Source organism: Streptomyces sp. YIM 130001, assembly GCF_003574445.1.
Taxonomy (GTDB): domain Bacteria; phylum Actinomycetota; class Actinomycetes; order Streptomycetales; family Streptomycetaceae; genus Streptomyces.
This window is the reverse complement of record NZ_KZ984558.1, coordinates 66,365-86,062: the sequence shown is the minus strand read 5'-3', so window position 1 is coordinate 86,062 and position 19,698 is coordinate 66,365. Positions and strand designations below refer to the sequence as shown.

19 protein-coding genes are annotated in these 19,698 nt (G+C 70.8%); 7 read left to right on the top strand and 12 right to left on the bottom strand.

Features of this window, described 5'->3' with window-relative positions:
* Positions 1-322: 322 nt before the first annotated feature.
* Positions 323-1,225: a DsbA family oxidoreductase gene (locus DSC45_RS20305; protein ID WP_240434747.1), complete on the bottom strand. Its 903-nt coding sequence runs from the start codon at positions 1,223-1,225 to the stop codon at positions 323-325.
* Positions 1,222-1,674 carry an RrF2 family transcriptional regulator gene (locus tag DSC45_RS20300; RefSeq protein ID WP_119292993.1) on the bottom strand — a complete coding sequence of 151 codons (453 nt, stop codon included), beginning with the start codon at positions 1,672-1,674 and terminating at the stop codon, positions 1,222-1,224. The genes DSC45_RS20305 and DSC45_RS20300 overlap by 4 nt, the downstream gene beginning before the upstream one ends.
* A 276-nt stretch (positions 1,675-1,950) precedes the next feature.
* On the opposite strand from DSC45_RS20300, the gene DSC45_RS20295 reads away from it, so the two are divergent.
* Positions 1,951-2,499 carry a cupin domain-containing protein gene (locus DSC45_RS20295; RefSeq protein WP_119292991.1) on the top strand — a complete coding sequence of 183 codons (549 nt, stop codon included), beginning with the start codon at positions 1,951-1,953 and terminating at the stop codon, positions 2,497-2,499.
* 49 nt (positions 2,500-2,548) lie between these two features.
* On the opposite strand, the gene DSC45_RS20290 is transcribed toward DSC45_RS20295, so the two are convergent.
* The 4 genes from DSC45_RS20290 to DSC45_RS20275 all read right to left on the bottom strand — a co-directional run bounded on the left by DSC45_RS20290 (position 2,549) and on the right by DSC45_RS20275 (position 5,801).
* Entirely contained in the window at positions 2,549-3,190 is a 642-nt protein-coding gene (locus DSC45_RS20290) for an FMN reductase (protein ID WP_119292990.1), read from the bottom strand.
* Positions 3,187-4,290 (bottom strand): LLM class flavin-dependent oxidoreductase, encoded by a 1,104-nt coding sequence (locus DSC45_RS20285; protein WP_119292988.1) that lies wholly within the window; start codon positions 4,288-4,290, stop codon positions 3,187-3,189. The genes DSC45_RS20290 and DSC45_RS20285 overlap by 4 nt, the downstream gene beginning before the upstream one ends.
* Before the next feature lie 173 nt (positions 4,291-4,463).
* Positions 4,464-4,883, bottom strand: coding sequence for a hypothetical protein (locus tag DSC45_RS20280; protein WP_119292986.1), 420 nt, complete (start codon positions 4,881-4,883; stop codon positions 4,464-4,466).
* A 459-nt stretch (positions 4,884-5,342) separates the two neighbouring features.
* Positions 5,343-5,801, bottom strand: coding sequence for a pyridoxamine 5'-phosphate oxidase family protein (locus DSC45_RS20275; RefSeq protein ID WP_119292984.1), 459 nt, complete (start codon positions 5,799-5,801; stop codon positions 5,343-5,345).
* 248 nt (positions 5,802-6,049) lie between these two features.
* On the opposite strand from DSC45_RS20275, the gene DSC45_RS20270 reads away from it, so the two are divergent.
* Entirely contained in the window at positions 6,050-6,463 is a 414-nt protein-coding gene (locus DSC45_RS20270; protein WP_119292982.1) for a VOC family protein, read from the top strand.
* Between the two features lie 117 nt (positions 6,464-6,580).
* On the top strand, positions 6,581-7,750 hold the full coding sequence (locus tag DSC45_RS20265; RefSeq protein WP_119292980.1) for an alpha-hydroxy-acid oxidizing protein: 1,170 nt from the start codon (positions 6,581-6,583) through the stop codon (positions 7,748-7,750).
* Positions 7,751-7,772: 22 nt separating this feature from the next.
* Here DSC45_RS20265 and DSC45_RS20260 read toward each other — a convergent pair whose 3' ends face one another.
* Positions 7,773-8,714 (bottom strand): alpha/beta hydrolase family protein, encoded by a 942-nt coding sequence (locus DSC45_RS20260; RefSeq protein ID WP_119292979.1) that lies wholly within the window; start codon positions 8,712-8,714, stop codon positions 7,773-7,775.
* A gap of 228 nt (positions 8,715-8,942) precedes the next feature.
* On the opposite strand from DSC45_RS20260, the gene DSC45_RS20255 reads away from it, so the two are divergent.
* Positions 8,943-9,323, top strand: coding sequence for a MerR family transcriptional regulator (locus DSC45_RS20255; protein WP_119292977.1), 381 nt, complete (start codon positions 8,943-8,945; stop codon positions 9,321-9,323).
* Positions 9,324-9,451: 128 nt separating this feature from the next.
* Here DSC45_RS20255 and DSC45_RS36450 read toward each other — a convergent pair whose 3' ends face one another.
* A complete protein-coding gene (locus DSC45_RS36450; protein WP_240434746.1) occupies positions 9,452-9,781 on the bottom strand; it encodes a hypothetical protein in 330 nt (109 codons plus the stop codon).
* Positions 9,782-9,981: 200 nt separating this feature from the next.
* On the opposite strand from DSC45_RS36450, the gene DSC45_RS20245 reads away from it, so the two are divergent.
* Complete coding sequence (locus DSC45_RS20245; RefSeq protein WP_119293268.1) at positions 9,982-10,464, top strand: nucleoside deaminase; 483 nt, start codon at positions 9,982-9,984, stop codon at positions 10,462-10,464.
* Between the two features lie 40 nt (positions 10,465-10,504).
* Here the strand turns inward: DSC45_RS20245 and DSC45_RS20240 are convergent, their stop codons facing one another.
* Both DSC45_RS20240 and DSC45_RS20235 read right to left on the bottom strand, forming a co-directional pair.
* Complete coding sequence (locus DSC45_RS20240; RefSeq protein WP_119292975.1) at positions 10,505-10,990, bottom strand: GNAT family N-acetyltransferase; 486 nt, start codon at positions 10,988-10,990, stop codon at positions 10,505-10,507.
* 112 nt (positions 10,991-11,102) lie between these two features.
* Positions 11,103-11,486 (bottom strand): hypothetical protein, encoded by a 384-nt coding sequence (locus DSC45_RS20235; protein WP_119292973.1) that lies wholly within the window; start codon positions 11,484-11,486, stop codon positions 11,103-11,105.
* Positions 11,487-11,912: 426 nt separating this feature from the next.
* Between DSC45_RS20235 and DSC45_RS20230 the strand changes: the two genes are divergently transcribed.
* Positions 11,913-13,334, top strand: coding sequence for a PP2C family protein-serine/threonine phosphatase (locus tag DSC45_RS20230; RefSeq protein WP_119292971.1), 1,422 nt, complete (start codon positions 11,913-11,915; stop codon positions 13,332-13,334).
* Between the two features lie 136 nt (positions 13,335-13,470).
* Here DSC45_RS20230 and DSC45_RS20225 read toward each other — a convergent pair whose 3' ends face one another.
* Positions 13,471-14,973, bottom strand: a complete 1,503-nt coding sequence (locus DSC45_RS20225; RefSeq protein ID WP_119292969.1) for a DNA-binding protein NsdB — start codon at positions 14,971-14,973, stop codon at positions 13,471-13,473.
* Between the two features lie 235 nt (positions 14,974-15,208).
* Here DSC45_RS20225 and DSC45_RS20220 point away from each other — a divergent pair, with 235 nt between their 5' ends.
* Positions 15,209-16,360 carry an aminoglycoside phosphotransferase family protein gene (locus DSC45_RS20220; RefSeq protein WP_119292967.1) on the top strand — a complete coding sequence of 384 codons (1,152 nt, stop codon included), beginning with the start codon at positions 15,209-15,211 and terminating at the stop codon, positions 16,358-16,360.
* A 135-nt stretch (positions 16,361-16,495) separates the two neighbouring features.
* On the opposite strand, the gene DSC45_RS20215 is transcribed toward DSC45_RS20220, so the two are convergent.
* The gene (locus DSC45_RS20215) at positions 16,496-19,639 is read right to left on the bottom strand and encodes a ThuA domain-containing protein (RefSeq protein WP_119292965.1); all 3,144 of its coding nucleotides are present in this window, start codon (positions 19,637-19,639) and stop codon (positions 16,496-16,498) included.
* Between the last annotated feature and the right edge of the window lie 59 nt (positions 19,640-19,698).

The window sequence follows — 19,698 nt, the reverse complement described above, 5'->3', positions numbered from 1 at the left end:
CGCTCGGCGGCCGGGGCGTGGAAGCCGGAGCCGGGCCGACGGAACGGGTCAGCGACAGAGAGCGCTGGAAGTGCGTCGGTAGTCCACGTAGCGGCAGACGACGCCGGGGTGCAGCGGATGCATGCCTCGTATCCTCACGGCCGCATCACCCACCTGTCAATGGACACCTCAAGGTGTCTCATCACCCGAGACCTCGACGACCTGCGCTTTCGCCCGCGCGGCGCAGTACGAGGCCGCAGGACAGGGCGTGGGGGCGGGTGACGGACACGTGCACGCCGCAGCCCCGGGCCACTCGCATCGCCACCGCAACGGCGGGGCCGAATCAGCGCGTACGCGCCGGATGTTCCGCCGCCTCCGCGGGATGCAGCCACAGCGTTCCGTTCCCCGTGGCCACCGGAATCGCCCCGCCGGGAGCCTGCTCCTCCCCCGTCAGCAAGCGGAGTTCGGGCTCGGTCAGGCTCCGCCAGTGCGCCAACGCCGCATCGGGGCCGAGCGGCACGAACGGCGTCACCGCACCGAAAGCCGTCGCCGCCGCGTCCAGGTAGTCCCCGAGCGGCCGCCACCCCGGCACGCACACCAACCCGCCCGGCCCCTCGAAGAGCAGCGTGGGCAGCGCATACCGGTGACCGGCGTCAACTTCCTTGACCCGCCCGGGATGCGGCCCGTCACCGACGGACTCGTGCACGGCGGCGAGCGGGCGCCGTGCCTCGGCCCGGTCCGCGCGCACAGCCTCTCGGGCCCGACTCGTCGCCACCTCGTCGAACAGCGCCTCCACATCGAGCCCGCGCACACCCACCAGCGCCTGGCGGATCAGTTCGGGGCTGTCGGCAGGCTCGCCGGTGATGAAGGTGGTCTCGCGCAGCCGACGCAGCACCCGGTCCGCCACCTGCTCCCCTTGTGCCTCGGCACACTTCGCCGCGACCGAGGCGGGCCAGCTGCTCCGGGTGAGCCGGAGCAGCTCCGCGGCGCGCGGAGCGCCGGTGTGGGCCGTGACGTCCCGGATGAAGCCGTCGTACCACCGCGCCTCCGCCGCGGGGTCGGGAGCCGGGTCGTCGTCCTCGTCGAAGAGGATTCCGTACACCCGACGCCAGTGGGCCACGGGCGCCAGGGCATGGCGCAGCAGACGCACGACGGGTTCGGAGCCCCAGGCCCAGGGGCAGGCGGGGTCGGTGAACTCGGTGACCGTCGGGCGCTCCGCCACGTCGCCGGCGTCCGTGCCGTTCACGCCGGTACCGCGGCGGGCTCGGCGTGCGGGTCGCCGTCCCGGCCGCCGGCCGACTGCCCGTCGGACCGGGCGAGTTCGCCGATCGTGGTACGCCCCAGAAGCGCGCGCGCCGCCGCCTCGACCTGCTGCCACAGAGCGGGCACCGAGGCCTCGGCCTCCGGCCCGCCGGGCTCCTCGCCGCGTACGGTGAAGAACGCCCCGTCGACCGCGGTCATCACCTCGGCCACCGTGATGGAGTCCGCTTCGCGGCCGAGCCAGTATCCGCCCTCGCAGCCGCGCTGGCTGCGCACGAGACCGGCCGAACGCAGGTCACGGAAGACCGACTTGAGGAAGCGGAAGGGGATCTGCTGCGCCTCCGCGATGCTCTCGCAGTTGAGCGGTCGCGCACTGTCGGCGGCCAGCTCGACGAGCGCGCGCACCGCGTAGTCGGACTTGGCCGAGATCTGCATGAGCACCGTCTCCCCGATACGCCGATGTGGTCGAAGTCTTCCGGTCCGCCGATGACCCCGGTCCGGCCCGGCGCCGTGGGCGGAACACAGAGGTCGGCGGCAATGGACACATCTTGACATCCATTCGCCGCGCTCTCTACCGTCACCGCAGGATCGCGCTCCGCGGACGGCCCCCGGACTCACGATCATTCGGCGCGGGTCGTTCGTCGCAACACCGCGCCCACCCCTCGCATTCCGCCGCACACATCGTCGGCCCGCCCGCAGAGCAGGGAGCACATGGCCACCTCGCACACCCCTTCCCCGGCCTCTCATCAGCCCGCTGACGGATCCGGCGCCGGGCACGACGCCTTCCACCCCGACCTTCCGGACCGGCGCGGTGAACTGGGCGCTCTGCGCGCCAGGTTGCACCACGTCCGGGCGGCGGACGTCGACGACGGGACGGCGCAGAGCGAGGGGATGCGGCGGTTCGCCGCGATCAGCGGCGGCACGGTCGGGTCCGAGCGCATCTGGATGGGCCAGACCCATGTGGCTCCGAGGACCGCCTCGTCGAACCATCACCACGGCGAGTCCGAGACGGCGATCCATGTCGTCGCCGGTCACCCGGAGTTCGTGTTCCTCGACGACTCGAGCGGTACACCCGAGGAGGTGCGGATCCGCACCTCGCCCGGCGACTACATCTTCGTACCGCCGCACGTCCCGCACCGGGAGGAGAATCCGAGCGGCGACGAGGAGGCGGTCGTGGTGATCGCCCGCAGCACACAGGAGGCCATCGTGGTGAACCTTCCTGAGCTGTACGTACTCGGCAAGGAGCCCGGCACGGCGTGAATCGCCGTACCGGACTCCGTCGGCAGCGCTGAGCCGCGGCGCCTTCGGTTCACCCGAAGACCGACGCCACCTGCCGGCCCACCGTGGCAGGGGTCTGAGCCACCAGCCGGGCGAACTGCGCGCCGGCCCGCTCGATCCGGGCCGGGAGCGTATCGGTGAGCGGGTCGCCGCTTCCGCCCCAGTCCTCGGCGGCCGCGAACACGGCCGTCGGTGCGACCACGGCCCGAGCGAAGGCGAACAGCGGGCGCATGGCGTGCTCCAGAACCAGCGAATGCCGTGCCGTGCCGCCGGTGGCGCCGATCAGCACGGGCTTCCCGGCCAGCGCATCCGGCTCGATCAGGTCCACGAACGACTTGAAGAGGCCGCTGTACGAAGCCGCGAACACCGGCGTCACCGCGATCACGCCGTCGGCCGAGGTGACGGTCTCGAGCGCCTCGTCGAGCACCGGCGGAGGGAACCCGGCCACCAGGTGATGGGCGATCGGGACCGCGAGTTCCCGCAGTTCGACGACCTGCACCTCGACCTCGTGCCCCTGGTCCACCAGGGCGTTGCGCGCGGCCTCGGTCAGCCGGTCGGCGAGCAGCCTGGTCGAGGACGGAGCACGCAGCCCCGCCGAGACGGCGACCAGCCTGACCGGTGTCCGCTCCTCGGCCGTGACCTCCGGAGCGGGCGCCTGGGTGACCGTGGTCATGACGTGACCTCCTCGTCGACGGGACGGGCGGGGGTGCCGGACACCGCCGGGTGCGGCGGCGCGGTCTCGGGGACGCCGGCCGGCCGCAGCCGGGCGAACTCCTTGCGCAGTACGGGTACGACCTCCTCGCCGAGCATGTCGAGCTGCTCGAGGACCGTCTTCAGCGGCAACCCCGCGTGGTCCATCAGGAACAGCTGCCGCTGATAGTCACCGATCGCGTCACGGAAGCCGAGCGTGCGCTCGACGACCTGCTGCGGCGACCCCACGGTGAGCGGCGTCTGGGTGCTGAAGTCCTCGAGGGACGGACCGTGGCCGTACACGGGCGCGTTGTCGAAGTATGGACGGAACTCGCGCACCGCGTCCTGCGAGTTCTTTCGCATGAACGCCTGCCCGCCGAGTCCGACGATGGCCTGCTCGGGCGTTCCGTGGCCGTGGTAGGCGTACTTGGTCCGGTACAGCTCGACCATCTTCTTGGTGTGGGACATCGGCCAGAAGATGTTGTTGTGGAAGAACCCGTCGCCGTAGTACGCCGCCTGCTCCGCGATCTCCGGCGTGCGGATCGAGCCGTGCCAGACGAACGGGGGCACTCCGTCGAGCGGCCTCGGCGTCGAGGTGAAGGACTGCAGCGGGGTGCGGAACTTGCCGGCCCAGTCGACCACGTCCTCGCGCCACAGCTTGTACAGCAGCGCATAGTTCTCGACCGCGAGCTCGACTCCCTGCCGGATGTCCTTGCCGAACCACGGGTAGACGGGGCCGGTGTTGCCGCGGCCCATCATCAGGTCGACCCGCCCGTCGGCCAGGTGCTGCAGATAGGCGTAGTCCTCGGCGATCTTCACCGGGTCGTTGGTGGTGATCAGCGTGGTGGACGTGGAAAGGATCAGGTTCTCGGTCCTGGCCGCGATGTGGCCGAGCAGCGTGGTCGGCGACGAGGGCACGAACGGCGGGTTGTGGTGCTCACCGGTCGCGAACACGTCCAGGCCCACCTCCTCGGCCTTCTGTGCGATCGCCACGGTCGCCTTGATCCGCTCGTGCTCGCTCGGCGTGCGGCCGGTGGTCGGGTCGGTGGTGACGTCACCGACGGTGAAGATGCCGAACTGCATGGAGCTCACCTCTCGGGTCGATTCTTCGATCCTCAGTAGTTGAAGATTGAATCATACCCGTCAACGGCAGTGGTCCTCGACCTATTCCTTCTTCCGGCTCTGCAGCCTGACCAGGCATCTTTCGCCGCCCCGCCAGACGCTCACCGTGCGCGCGGGCTCGCGCAGGGCCCGGCTCAGGCCGATGCGCCCAGCGACGGGACGTCGATCAGCGCCGCGCGCTGGATCCGCAGCGCGTCCACGGACTCGGCGAGCAGCTCGTAGACCGTGGTGTCGTCCCGGGTGGCGAACCTGACGAGCAAGCCGCGCGCAAGGCGGTCGCCCGCCGCATCCTGACCGGCCCGGTCGTCCCGCCAGGCACGCAACTCACCCGGCGCGTCCGGTACGTCGTCGGCGACGGGCACCAAGGCGCGCACCGGCCACCGGCACGACTCCGGCAAGGGGTCGAGACGCTCCGCCATCCAGGTCGCCCGCTCCCGCATCCACCACAGAGCGAGGGAGAGCGACGGCGCCCGGTAGGAGCCCAGCGGGACACCGACCCATTGCCCGGCAGACATGCCGTACGCGGTGACCTGGCACAGGAACTCCTGATGCACAGCGGCTCCCTCGCGCCGCGCGTCACGGCACGGGCGGCAGCCCTGGGGCCGTGACGGACCGGTGGCGGTCCGGCGAACGGCTGCACGTGCGGCCCTGTCGGGCGTGCACGGCCCTTCGCCGACGGCCATTGTCGCGGAGTGCCGCTGACCGAGGCATATGCATCACGGGATTTGGCCGACACCCGACCCCGGCCCCAAGGGGCCTGCCGGCGACGCCGGAGCCCGGCCGAGCCCGGCTTGCGACTCCCGCACACGCACCGGGCGCCGAGGCTCCGGCCGTCGCTGACCTCCCGGTCCACAAGGTCGTCGGCACAGGCCCCGCGCGCCCCACGCCTCGCACCCGGCCACGCTGGAACCGAGCGGTCCGTGCGCCGCGGAGCCCCGCCCCGTGCGGGCCCGGTTGGCCGGGTCCGATCGCCCACGGCGGCCGGTGATCTACAGGTGCCCGCCGCGGCCGCCTCACGAGGAGAAGTCCAGCGCCGTTCCGTAGAGCCGGTCCGCCTTCAAGCGGATCACCACACGACGCTCCGCGATCTGCTGCTCCCAGAACTCCGCGAGATCGTCCGGCCGTGCGTCCGCGGGCACCAGCGTGAGCAACTCCCTGCCCACCTCGTCGCCGGGATCCGTGGTCACCGGCGAGACCTCGGCCGCACCCTCAGCGACGGCGAAGGTCCAGACGTCGGGGCCCTGGACGTGGATGGCCGCGTGGGCGTTGCGGCCGAGATGCTTCGGTTTGGCGCGGTCCGCGGTCGTCGAGACGCGCACGATCCGGGTCTCCGGGTCCCACCGGTACGCCACGGTCGCCAGGTGCGGCCTGCCGTTGCGCTTCTGCGTGGCGAGGGTGCCGAACCGCTGCTCGGCGAGGAGCGCGGAGAGTTCGCCGTCGGTGAGAGCACGCGGGCCCGGGGTGTTGGTCATGACCGTCCAACCACCGTACGCGGCACGGAAATTCCGGCGAGCGGGAGGCGGGAGTGCAAGACATGACTCCATCACCGTCCCTCTCGGACAGGCCTCAAACTGTCAACCTCCACTTCAACTTCAGGTCGATGCCGAGACGGCCCCGCCCACCTGTACCTCCACCAGAGCCTGAGTGGCGGGACGCGCCCTCGCCCCGACACGCTCCGGCCTCCACCGGACCTCGGCCCCTCCCTCTACGCTCGACCGCCATGAGCTCTCCCCTCCACGGCTGGCCCTTCATCCACCACCTCGGCGTCTTCGCCTCCGACCCGGCGGCGAGCGAGACGTTCTACACGGCCGTCCTCGCACCACTCGGCGTCACGATCGGCTACCGCGACGCGGACGTGACGGAGTACTGGACGCCGGACCACGACACCCCCTCGCTCTCCCTGGAGCGGGCGCCGGACGACTCGGGCGTCACCCGGGGTCTGCACCTGGCCTTCACCGCTCTCACTCCGGACGCCGTCGACGCCTTCCACGCCGCGGCGCTCTCCGCCGGAGGCGTCTCACGGCATGCGCCGCGGACCTGGGACTCGTACCGCGCGTACTGCGCCTTCGTCACCGATCCCGACGGCAACAACATCGAGGCCGTACACAAACTCCGGTCGGCACCGGACCTCTGAGATTCGGGAGCGGCGGCTCTTGTCCGCCCCCTGCCCGTCGGAACGCCCCGCGCGGTACGTTCTGATCTTGCGAGGTCCGGGCGGTGCCACGGTGATGCGGAAGGGGTCGGGCTGCACATGGGCGAGGTATTCGGCGGCTACCAGAACGAGATCTACTTCGAGGGCCTCGGCGGTGTGGTGCCGAAGTACCCGATGACCGCCGCCGAGCTGGCGTCCCGCGCCGAGGCCGCCATGCCCCCGTCCGTCTGGTCCTACGTGGCGGGTGGCGCCGGCGACGAACGCACCCAGAACGCCAATGCACGCGCCTTCGACGGGTGGGGACTGGTCCCCCGCATGTTCGTCGGCGCCGCCGACCGCGATCTGTCCGTCGATCTCTTCGGGATGCGGCTGCCGTCCCCGCTGTTCATGGCCCCGGTCGGAGTGCTCGGCATCTGCGCCCAAGACGGGCACGGTGACCTGGCGACCGCACGCGCCGCGGCGCGTACCGGCGTTCCGATGGTCGCCTCGACCCTGTCGGTGGATCCGCTGGAGCAGGTGGCCCCGGAGTTCGGCGACACTCCGGGGTTCTTTCAGCTGTACACACCGACCGACCGGGATCTGGCGGAGAGTCTGGTCCGCCGGGCCGAGGCGGCCGGGTTCCGCGGCATCGTGGTCACCCTCGACACCTGGATCACCGGATGGCGCCCGCGTGACCTGGCCACCGCCAACTTCCCGCAGCTGCGCGGCCATTGCCTGGCCAACTACTTCTCCGACCCGGTCTTCCGCGGCCTGCTCGACGTGCCGGTCGAGGAGAACCCGGGGGCCGCGATCCTGCGCTGGGTCAGCGTGTTCGGCAATCCGCTCACCTGGAACGACCTGGCCTGGCTGCGGTCCCTCACCGACCTGCCGCTGATCGTCAAGGGCCTGCAGCACCCCGACGACGTCCGCCGAGCGAAGGACGGCGGCGTGGACGGCATCTACTGCTCGAACCACGGCGGCCGCCAGGCGAACGGCGGACTGCCGGCTCTCGACGCCCTGCCCGCGGTGGTCGAGGCCGCCGGTGGACTGCCGGTCCTCTTCGACTCCGGGGTACGCAGCGGCGCCGACGTGATCAAGGCACTCGCCCTCGGCGCCACTGCCGTCGGCGTGGGACGTCCGTACGTACACGGGCTCGCCCTCGGCGGCACGGACGGCGTGGTCCACGTGCTTCGGTCCATGCTCGCCGAGGCCGACCTGATCATGGCCGTCGACGGCTACCCGACGCTCGACGACCTCACCCCGGAGGCGCTGCGCCGCGTGCTGCCGTAGCGGCGACCGACCGGAACCGGTGTCACTTGGACTCCAGGCGCCCCAGCGGGTCGCCGTCGGCGAGCACCGCCCGGGCCTTGTCCCAGTCGGTGTCGTCGGTCCCGGTGACGTGCCGCAGATAGGCGAGGGTGACCTGCTGGACGAGAGCAACGCGGCCGGGGTCCTCGTCGGTGGTCTCCGTTACCTGGTAGCCGGAGATGCCGCCCAGGAAGTGCTTGCCGCCGTGGACGGTGAGCAGGCTCTTGTTGCCGCGGCTGAGGGTATAGGGGTCGGTCGTCCAGGCCGCGCCCCGGGTGGAGAGCGGCAGGTCGTCGTCCTTGTCTCCGGCGACGACGAGTCCGGGTGCGGTGATGTGGGAGAAGTCCTGATCGCGCAGCCACGGGAGGTTCTCGTGCGCGAAGGCGGTCAGTTCGTCGCCGCCCTTGCCCGCGGTGGCCAGTTGGATGCTGCCCAGGACCCGGGAATCCGACAGGTCCTCGGCGATGCCCGTGTGCGGGTCCTTGACGCGCAGCCCCACCAGGATGCCCGCGGTCTGGCCGCCGAAGGAGTGCCCGGCCGCGACGATGCGGCCGCGGTCGACCCGGCCGGCCAGGCCCGGTACGGCCGCCTCCAGGTTCCCGAGCTCGTCGAGGATGCGTCGCATGTCGTGCACCCGGTGACGCCACAGCTGCGGCCTGCGGGGATCGTCGGCGGCCGGCATGATCCGCTGGGAGTCCAGGTGCGTGGCCTGGACGACCACGAACCCGTGGGAAGCCCAGTGGTCGACCAGCGGCGCGTAGCCGTCGAGGTGCGAGCCGAATCCGTGGGCGAACAGCACGACGGGCAGACCGGTCCCGGTCACCGGGGCGGAGACGCGTACGTGCAGGTCCTCACCGCGCTGCGGTTCCTTCAGCACGAGCGGCTTGACCGAGACGATCGGGGTGGGTTCGGGACCGGTGAGACCGGTCCCCGGGTATGTGGCCATGCGACTGCCTGCCTTCCAGAGGTGGTGCGGGTCCTAGCGCCCAGAGGTGCGGCCTTGAGCGCGGCCGAGCACGGCGCGCTGCGCCCGGCCCTTCCGTCCCTGACGTGGCACGTAAGGGCCCTGCCGGGAGACATCTCCCGGCAACGGGCACGTCGACTACGCTAAAACTTGACGTTGACGTCAAAGGCAAGTGAATGTGCCGTACGCCACAGGGACACGGAGCCGGCCATGCGCATCGGAGAACTCGCCCGCCGCACAGGCGTCACCACGCGGGCGCTGCGCTACTACGAGGAGCAGAACCTGCTCACCGCCGAACGCAGCACCGGTGGCCAGCGGCATTACGAGGAGGCCGCGGTCGACCGGATCCGCCTGATCCGGCAGCTCTACGCGGCGGGCCTGTCCAGCAAGACCATCGCGGAGCTCACCCCCTGCGTCGTGGACGGCAAGGCCACACCCGAGCTCCTCGAGCGACTGGCCACCGAGCGCGATCACCTCGCGCGGCACATCGCCGACCTCACGCACACCCGAGACCGGCTCGAATCCGTCATCGCCGGAGCGTCCTCCAACCTGCGGACCGGGGCAGCGTGCCGGCCGGACCCGACCGCCTAGACCGGCGGGTCTCCGGTCGCCGGCCTTCGCTCCTCGGCCGCCGTGGTCGACCAGGGCCTCGTCGCCCTGCACCGTCCCGGTACACCGGCAGCGGACTCGAACTTCCGTGCCAGGTGCGGCAGTCGGCGTCAGCCGGCGAGGACCGATCCGGTGATCCAGCGGTGCAGGGCTGCGTTGACGCGGTCGTCGAGCCGGCACAGCGCCTCGATCGCCTCGAGATCGCCGGGCAGGGGCGCGATGCCCGACGCGGTGAGCACCGCGTGCAGATCGAGCCGGCGGCGGTCCTGCGGGCTGATCGGCAGGGACAGGCGCTGTGCCGGGTCGGGGACGGGGAGAAAGGATTCGTCCCGACCGGTGTCCGCCCGACCGGTGTCCGCCGCGAGGCCTGCGCCGTCGGAGACGGGCGAGCCGGGGTGAGGAACGGTCAGCGACAACGTGGGCGCGTACGCAGTGGACATGGTGACCTCCTGATGCGGATGGCGGTACGTCCCGTGAGAGGCGCCTTCGTCCCGCCCCGGTTGCGGACCGGGCTCCGGACCACCCGAATGCCGCAGCCGCGCGTTGACGGCCATGCCGCCGCACCCGAGCCGGGCATCAGGCCATGCCCCTGAGGTCTGCCGTACGATCCGACGTCGGGGTCAAGATCCAGGAGGAAACCGTGCTGAACGAAGTCGAGTTGGGACACCTGCGCCGGGCCGTGGAGCTCGCCGCCGAGGCGCTCGCTGCGGGCGACGAACCGTTCGGATCGGTCCTGGTGGGCGGCGACGGCACCGTCCTCGCGGAGGACCGCAACCGGGTCGGCGCCGGTGATCACACCCGCCACCCCGAATTCGAACTCGCGCGCTGGGCGGCAGTCGAGCTCACCCCCGAGGCGCGGGCCGCCGCGACCGTGTTCACCTCCACCGAGCACTGCCCGATGTGCTCGACGGCGCACGGCTGGGTGGGGCTCGGCCGGATCGTCTACGCCAGTTCGTCCGAGCAGTTGGGCAGCTGGCTCGCGGAGCTCGGCCTGCCGGCACCACCGGTGCGCACCCTGCCGATCGGCGATCTGGTGCCCGGACTGCAGGTCGCGGGGCCGGTGCCCGAACTAGCCGCACAGGTAAGGGCGTTGCACCGCCGCCTGCACGGCCGAACGGACTGAACTCGGCCGCGACGTGGCCGGCCGGCCCACGTGGGACCGCTCAGGCGTCCAGGTTCCGCAGGAAGCGTCGCCCCGGCCGCCCGTCCAGGGTCATGTCGCCCACGGGCCGGAATCCCGTCCGGGCGAGCACGGCCAGGGAAGCCTCGTTGTCGAGCGTGGTCTGCGCGCGCAACTCCCGCAGGCCGTAGTCGGTGCGGGCCAGTTGGCAGGCGCTGCGCACGGCCGCGGTGGCCAGGCCCCGGCCCGCCGCGCGCCGGGCTATGCGGTAGCCGAGTTCGGCCGTCCCGTCGGCCACGTCGACGAGGTTGAGGCGGCCGACGACGGCCTTGTCCTCGTCCACCAGGACGTGGAAGTGGCCCATTCCGTCGTCCTGTTCGGCGAGCAGCGCGCGCAGGCGGTCGTCGAACCGCGCGAAGAACGCGTCACCGCGGTCAGGGATCGACGCCGCGAAATAGGACCGGTTCTCGCGCTCGAAGGAGAACAGCTCCCGGGCGTGATCGAGGCGCAGACGCTGCAGTTCAGGCATCCCGTGACGCTACGTCAGGCAGGTGGGCACCGCGACGTGTTTTCGCCGGAACCGGCACCGTCGCCCCGCCATGGAGACCCGGACCTCATCCACCGGCGCGGGCCGCGGCGCCTCAGTCGAAGGCGTCCGTGACACAGTCCGCGCGACAGCCACCGGCCTCGAAGCGCCTGCGCAGCGCCGCCGCGACCACGTGCCTCGGTACGTCCGGGCCCCCGAAGTGATCGGCCAGCACGCCGAGTACCTCGTCGACTCGCACCACGGCGGGCTCGCCGGGCCGCGCGGCCCCTCGTGCCCGGCTGATCGCGAGGTCGGCGGCATGCTTCAACTGTGGTTTCCCCAAGCGGACTTCGGATGTCCCGGCACGCATCGCGGCGAAGGGGCGGCGGATCCCGCCGCGCCACATCACCGCCGCACAGACGAACACTCCACCGATCACCACCACGACGAGCATGCCGATGACGTCGCCGCCGATCCCCGCCCCGGCCCATGCCCCCACGGCAGCCTCCCGCACCTGTTCCCGGCCCCGGGAGTATGCCAGTCCGCGCGGCCGCTTCGAACACCGGGCCGCGTCTCGCCAGGGTTCACGAACGGGACGGCGCCCGCACACGGCCGGACCGGAAGCGGCCCGGCGCGGTCCACCCCGGGCCGACTGCGCCACGTTCCGGGAGGGAACCGTTCACGCAAGTCCTGACCAGGCCGACTCGGCTTCACGGCAGGGCAGTTCACACCTGGCGCATCCCGGTCGCGGAGCTCGACGAAAGGGGCAGTACACGGCCACTTCACCGCATGGCCGAGGGCATATGCCTTCGGCACCACCGGATCGGGTATTGCCAAATCACTTACGGGGCATCCTCTGCTGTGCAACAGTCATAACGGTCCTTCCATCAGCCCTGGACGTGACGCGCCAGTATCGGAGTACGTGATGCCGTCCCCCCTCTTCGCGGACCGTCCCGCCGCCCGGCCGCCCGAGCGCGGCACGGTCGACGCACTCATCTCACAGACGCGCCGCCTGCGTACCGAGGTCGACGCGGTGCACCGCGACACCGGCCACGACGACACCGACCCGCACGGCCGCTGGTACCGGGCCCTGTGCGAACTGGCCATGCACCAGCTCGACGACCTGGACGGCCACTTCGGACAGTTGCGCCACGGCGCGGCGGCGTACGAGGAGCCCGTCGGACAGCAGAGTGTCCCGGACCCGGCCGCACCGCACGAATCCCTGCTCAGCCGCGTCGGCAGCGCCGAGTGGAACCTCCTCACCGACGAGGTCACCTGGTCCCCCGAGCTCTACGGAATCCTGGGCCGCACTCCGGGCAGCGCTCCGCTCCCCCTCGACGAACTGTCCTCCGTGGTCTGCGCCGACGACCAGGCCCAGCTCAATGCGATGGTGACCGACTGCCTCATCGAAGGCAGGCCCATCGACGGTGAGTTCCGCATCAACCGGCCCGACGGCGGGCCCCGGACCGTCCACATGATGGGCGAGCCGGTGCTCGACGCCCACGGCGGCACGGCCTCCATGTGGGCCGTACTCCGGGACGTCAGCGAACTGCGCCGCACCCAGCTCACCGTGCGCGAGACCCGGGACTCGCTCCAGCGCCGGCAGCACTCCGCGCAGTCGGAGCATCAACTCGCGGTCGAGCTGCAGGAGGCCGTACTGCCGCCGTGGCAGGGCTCGTTGCAGCTCCCACAGGACGGGGCGGGAGCCCTGGACCTCGCCGCGCACTACCTCCCCTCGTCGAGCGCGACACTCATCGGCGGCGACTGGTACGACGCACTCGAACTCCCGGACGGTGAATCCCTGCTGAGCGTCGGCGATCTCACCGGCCACGGTGTGTCCGTCACCTCAGGCATGGCCATGGTGCTCGGTGCACTGCGCGGGATGGCGTACTCCGGGGTCCGTCCCGGCCCCCTGCTCGGCTGGCTGAACCAGATGCTGGACACTGCGGCCCAGCCTGCCCTGGGCAGCGCTGTCTGCTGTCGCTACCACCCCGGCAAGCGCACCCTGTCCTGGGCGCAGGCCGGGCACCCCGCCCCGATGGTCTTCCGGGACGGGGTGGGCCGCGTGCTCACGCCACCTGCGGGCGTCCTGCTCGGCGCCGCCCCCGGCAGCACCTACGAGCAGGCGGAGGAGCAACTCGAGGCGGGCGACCTGGTGTTGCTGCACACGGACGGCCTGGTGCCGCGGCATCTCCACGACGGAGGTGTCGACCGGCTGCTCGACCTGGCCCCGAAGTTCGCCGAGGCCGGCAGCGCGCAGGACTGCGTGCGCGCCGTGGTCGAGGAGTTCGGCCACCGGGATCGCCCGGACGACGCCTGCGTACTGATCGCCAGGGTCGGCTCCTGACAGGTCCGGGCAAGCGCAAGTCCCGGCAGTCGGTCCACTTCTGGCGGTCCGTCAACTCCTGCGAGCCGCGACCGCCCCGAACCGGGACTGCCCCGCACAGCGAGATCAGCTCCCGCACCGCCCCACGGCCGAGCCGTCAGGCGCGGGCGCTGCCTCCCTTCGCCTTCGCCTTCGACTTCCCCTTGGGCAGGGCCTGTTGGATCTCCTCGCGCAGGTCCTGGATCTTCGGGAAGCCCGCGTACTGGCCGGTCAGGCGGTACATCTCACGGAGCCGGTCCCAGGTGCGGTGCGAGGAGGTCTCCCCCATCGACACCAGCGCCAGGCGTGCGTACCGGTCGGCCTGCTCGGGGTCGTCGGCGATGAAGCAGGCCGAAGCGAGCGAGATGTAGTCGAAGATCTGGGAGCGCTGACGCCCCTTCTCCCGCAGTTCGATCGCCTCCTTGGCGTGCCGCTGCGCGATCGCGGCGGCGGAGGGGTCATGGTCGGCGAGGGTGCGGTACGCGAGGGCCTGCATGCCGTGCAGGTCCGCCTCGTCGAACATCTGCATCCAGCTGGGTGGCGGGACGTCGCCGCGGTCGGAGACGAAGAGTTCCTCCGCCTCGCCGAGCGTGCGGCGCATCGCCTGGCCGCGCCCCATGGCCGCCTGGGCCCAGGCCTCGATGGTGTGCAGCATGGCCTGGGTCCGGGGCAACACCTCGTCGCCGGAGCCGGACTTGGCGAGCTTCATCAGGTCGAGTGCGTCGTCGGGCTTGCCGAGGTGCACCATCTGGCGCGCCGCCCTGGACAGGGCTTCGCCGGCCCGCGGGCGGTCCCCGCCCTCGCGCGCCGCATGCGCGGCGATCACGAAGTACTTCTGGGCGGTGGGCTCGAGGCCGACGTCGTGAGACATCCAGCCGGCGAGTACGGCGAGGTTCGCGGCGACGCCCCACAGGCGCCGCTGGAGGTGCTCCGGATGATGGTAGGAGAGCATGCCGCCCACCTCGTTCAACTGTCCTACGACAGCCTTGCGTTGCAGGCCGCCGCCGCGGGCCGCGTCCCAGGCGCGGAACACTTCGACCGAACGCTCCAGCTCTTCGATCTCCTGCGACCCGATGGGGGCGGCCTCGTAGCGGTCGAACCCAGCGGGGTCGGCGTGCAGGGGATCGTCGAAGCGGGGTGCGTCGGATGTCAGGGCCGGATCAGTGTGCAGCCAGTCGTGCATGGCGCTGCTGAGGGCGGATCCTGCGGCAAGCGCGGCACCCGCGCCCACCAGACCGCGTCGGTTGAGCATGAGGTCCATTCCCGTGAATTCGGTGAGGACCGCAGCAGTCCGCTCGGGCGCCCACGGCAGTCGGTCGGGGTTGTCGAGCTCCCCGCCGCCGTGTTTTCTCCCGGTGCGCCCGTGCCGGACCAGACCTAGGTCCTCGATGGTCACGACACGGCCGAGACGCTCGGTGAACAACGCTGCCAGCACTCGCGGTACGGGATCGCGCGGGATCTCTCCCATGTCGATCCAGCGCCGCACCCGCGAGGTGTCGGTCGCCAGCTGCGGATGGCCCATGACCGCCGCCTGCCGGTTGACCAGCCTGGCGAGTTCGCCCTTGGACCAGCCGGCGAGGCCGAACAGGTCCTGCAGGCGAGTGTTCGGTTCGTTGCTCACGTCAAGCCCCCAGGTTCTCGGCTGACTTGAATGTAGCCCGCTGTCAGTTGCTGAGCGACTATTCGCCAGGGTTCGCCAGGGTGCGCTAGGTGGAGGGCCATGCGAGACACGGTGTCAGGTAGGAATGCGCCTTCCCGGCCCGGCAGACGCTCGGGGACTCCCCAGGGTGTCCGTACTTCTGCCGGGCGGGACGGCGCAGGCAACTCGTCGGCGCACGAAGGGATCTGTATCACCCATGTACACAGCATCGTCCTCCGTGTCCGCACCGCCCCGGCCGTACCACCCGCGACAGGGCGGCGGTCCCTACCTCGACTCCGGCCGCGCCGCGGCGCCTGTGCGTCAGGCGCCCCCCGCGGTGGCCGGCCGGTCCAGGCGACTGCCGGGCACGGGTACTCAGACCCTCAGCGGAAGAATCGACCTGTCCGGCCCGCAGGGTGCCCAACTGCGCACCGCCATCGCCTCGGTGCACCGCATCTGCCCGGAGTTCACACCGGTGCAGGTGCTGCGGCGCAGCGGCCGTTCGGTGCTGATCGTCGGCACTACGGGCCGTACCACCGCGGTGGCCAAGTGCTTACTGGATCATTCCCCGGTGTGGTCGGAGCGGAGCGGGCACGAAATAGCTGCCTACCGCGCGTTCGTCCGGCACCGGCCGCCGGTGCGGGCACCGCGGCTCATCGCGGCGGACCCGGACAACGGCACGCTGGTGATCGAACGGATGCCGGGCCGGGTGGCGGCGCTCCAGCGCCACCCCACCGAGGCCCCGTCCCCAGCCGATCTGCGCACCGCCCTCGGTGCGATCACCCGTCTGAACGCCTGGCGCCCGCCGGCCGGTACGTTCGGCGCGCCCCTCGACTACGCCGCGCGTATCTCGAGGTACCACGAGCTGGGCCTGCTGACCGACCGTGACCTGGGCGACCTGCAGAAGCTGCTGCACGGCATCGCGCACGCCTCCGGGCCGGGCGGAATGGGCGAGTTCTGCCACGGCGACGCCCTCCTGTCGAACATGCTCCTGTCCCCCACGGGCGCGGTGCTTGTCGACTGGGAGCACGCGGGCTGGTATCTGCCCGGGTACGACCTGGCCACCCTGTGGTCGGTACTCGGCGACGCCCCGGCCGCACGCCGGGAGATCAGCAAGCTCGCCCAGTCCAGGGGTCAGGCGTCGCGGGACGCGTTCCTGGTCAATCTGATGCTGGTCCTGACCCGCGAGATCAGGACCTACGAGACGGCGGTGCAGCGCACGATGCGTGACACGGCCCCGGCGGCACCGGGTTCGGCCCACCCGGGTGCTGCGCCGTCCGGCGAGGAGCAGCGCCTGTTGTTGCGGCGGCTGCACGACGACTGCGGACTGGCCCGAAGGGCCGTGCGGGCCGCGGTCGGCACTCGCTGACGGGGAGCGACGGCCCGCGAGGCGCCCGGGGGTCTCGTCCCTTCCGTCGGGGATGGGGACGAGGATGGGGCGCCTCGCGGGCCGTCGTCTGTCGCGGTGCGGCCGGACCAGGACATTCCTGGTCCGGCCGTTGCGCTACGAGGTGGTGAACTGCAGAGCGTCCACGTCGTAGGCGTTGTCCTGCGGTGACGTGAAGACCACGTACAGCTTGTGGGCGCCGTCCAGTGCTTCGACCGGCACCGCGGGGGTCTCCTCGTAGGTGTCCCAGCCCCCGGTGTCGGGGACCGGGGTGGTGGCCAGGAGCTTGCCGTCTGGTGCGTCGGCGCGCAGTTCGATCGCTCCGACTCCCTCCGGCGACGAGAGCCGGTAGTGGACCGACTCGACGCCCTCGACGCTCATCGGCTCGAAGGCGATCCAGTCGCCGTCGCCGATGTCACCGATGCGTTTGCCGTTCTCGGCTCCCTCCTGGGAGACGATGCGGGTGCCGGACTGGTCGTCGTGGTACTCGGCCTGCTTGTGCTCGGGCTGCAGGACCGCGCGGCCGTATCCGGTGAGTTCGCCGGTTCCCTCGGCACCCTGGTCGGTGTACTTGGCGTTGAGGACATAGGTCAGGTCGGCGCCCTCCGGGTGGCCGCCGAGATCGCCGGTGTCGACCGTGCCCTCACAGCCGGGGATGTCGGTGGTGGGGTGCTCGTGGTCGTCGTGTCCGAGTGCCGGGTTCACGGTGACCTTGGAGCAGTCGATCTCGCCGTCCTCCGGGTCGGTGACGGTGACCTTGTACGGGATCTGGTCGCCGAACTCGATGAGTTTGCCGTCGACCGGGGTCTCGATCTTCACGGTGGGTGCGGTGTTGCCCGCCGAGATCGGGATGTTGGCGTAGCCCGATTTGCCGGTGGAGTCGGTGACCTTCAACTGCGCGTTGAAGTCGCCCTTCTCGGTGTAGGTGTGGCTGGGGTTCGCCTCCGTGGAGTCGTAGGTGCCGTCGCCGTCGAAGTCCCATTCGAGGGTGACCGGGTCGCCGTCGGGGTCCTCGCTGCCCTCGCTGGAGAAGTCGACCTCCAGCGGTACGGGGCCGTTGGTGGCGGACGCCTCGGCCTTCGCCACGGGGATGCGCTGGCCCTGGGCGTAGTCGATGCGGTAGAGGCCGGAGTCGTTGTTGCCGCCGCCGAACTCGCTGCCCCATTCGAGGACGTAGAGCGAGCCGTCGGGGCCGAACGTCATGTCCATGGGTTTGACGAAGTCCGCCGTCGACATGAAGTCGTTGATCTTCAGGAGCTTCTCGTCCTGGTCGAAGCGGATCTCCTTGACCTCGTTGCGCGCCCACTCGTAGAAGAAGCTCGCTCCGTCGTAGTACTCGGGGAACTTGGTGTCCGAGGGGTTGTCCTTGTCGTAGCGGTAGACGGGGCCGCTCATCGGCGCGGAGCCGCCGCTGCCCATCTCGGGGAACTCCTTCGACTCGTCGTAGCCGTACCAGATCTCGGGCTGCTGGAGCGGGGGCAGGTCCTTCAGACCGGTGTTGTTCGGCGAGGGGTTGGTGGGTTTGTCGCAGTCGAACTTCGCGCCGACCTCGCCGGTGTCCGGGTTGAAGGGGGCGTAGGGCTGGTTGTTGCCGTGGCAGAAGGGCCAGCCGAAGTTGCCGGGCTTCTTGATGACGTTGTACTCGACGAGGCCCTCGGGTCCGCGTTCGGTTTCGGGGGCGCCTCGGTCGGGGCCGTAGTCGGATACGTGGACGTATCCGGTCTTCTGGTCGACGGTGAAGCGGAACGGGTTGCGGAAGCCCATCGCGTAGATCTCGGCGCGGGTCTTGTCGGTGCCCTCCTCGAAGAGGTTGCCCTCGGGGACGGTGTAACTGCCGTCGTCCTCGGGCTTGACGCGCAGGATCTTGCCGCGCAGGTCGTTGCTGTTGCCGGCGGTGCGGGCGGCGTCCAGCATCTCCTTGCCCTCGCGCCAGTCGAGGGGGGCGTAACCCTGCCAGTCGGGGTCGAGGTTCGGCGGTGTGTCGTCGCCGGTGGAGAGGTAGAGGGTGCCGTCGGGGCCGAACTCGACTGCGCCGCCGGTGTGTCCGGGCTCGGGGAAGGTGCGGTCCCGGTAGGCGGGTACGTCGATCAGCTGCTTCTCGCTGTCGAGGTCGAGCTTGCCGTCCTTCAGGGTGAAGCGGGAGAGGCGGTTGATGTCCTCTTCGCTGCCGGCGGGGGCGTGGTAGAGGTAGATCCAGTTGTTCTCGGTGAACTTCGGGTCGAGCTCCATGCCGACCAGGCCGTCCTCGCCGCCGGTGTAGACGTCGAGCTTTCCGGCGGTGCTGGTGGAGTGGGACTTCGGGTCGAAGACCTGTACCTCGCCGCTGCGTTGGGCGTAGTAGACCTTGCCGTCCTTGGCGACGTCGAGCTCCATGGGGTCGGCCGTGTTGTCGTCCAGGGCGACCTTCTCGTAGCCGCCCCAGACCGTGCCGCCGCAGTCGCCCGGTTCGTTGCCCGCGGCCCATTTGACGCCGCCGACGACATGGTCGCGGAAGGCTTCCTCGCTGTATGCGGCCTTGTCGTGGCCCATGGCGGTGGCCCAGACCTTGCCGCCCTGGGTGCTGCGGCACCAGGAGATGGGATGGTCGGCGCCCATGGCGTCGTCACCGGGGTCGTACGTGGTCTCGTCTGCGCTGACCAGTACGTGTACGTCTCCGCGCGGGTTCTTGTCGAAGTTGTACCACTCCTCTGGGCGTTCCCAGCGTTCGGGAAGGCCCTTGGTGGAGGGGTGGACGCGGTCGGCGACCTTGGCGGTGCCCGGCAGGACGCCCGGCGAGTGGGTGGGCATGTGGACGCCGCCGTTCATGGTGTCGTCCCACCACGGGAACTCCTCCTCGACGCCCATGTCGAGGGTGTTGTGGATGCCGACGATGCCCTTGCCGCTCTCGACGTAGCTCTTCATCGCGTCACGCTGCTCCTGGGTGTCCCAGACCATCCCGGAGTTCTGCAGCATCACGATGACGTCGAAATCCTTGAGCTTCTCCTCGGAGAAGACCGTGGCGTCGTCGGTCTCGACGACCTCGAAGTCGTTCTCGGCGGCCTCTTCCTTGAACATCTCGATGCCGGCCGGGATGGAGTCGTGGACGTAGCCGACGGCCTTGGTGAAGAGCAGGGCGCGGAAGGCCGGGGCCTTCTGGCCCGCGTCCCAGTCGGCGGCTGTCGCCGGGACGGCCCCGGCAGCGATCATGAACAACGCGGCCAGCAGGGCGACGACGGCTCTTCGCGGGCCGAACGTCGGTATGTCACGAGCATGACAGCCCATGATGCGGTCCTCTCTGATCGGGTGAGGGACGTGCGGGTGCCGGATGCCGCTGTGCGCCG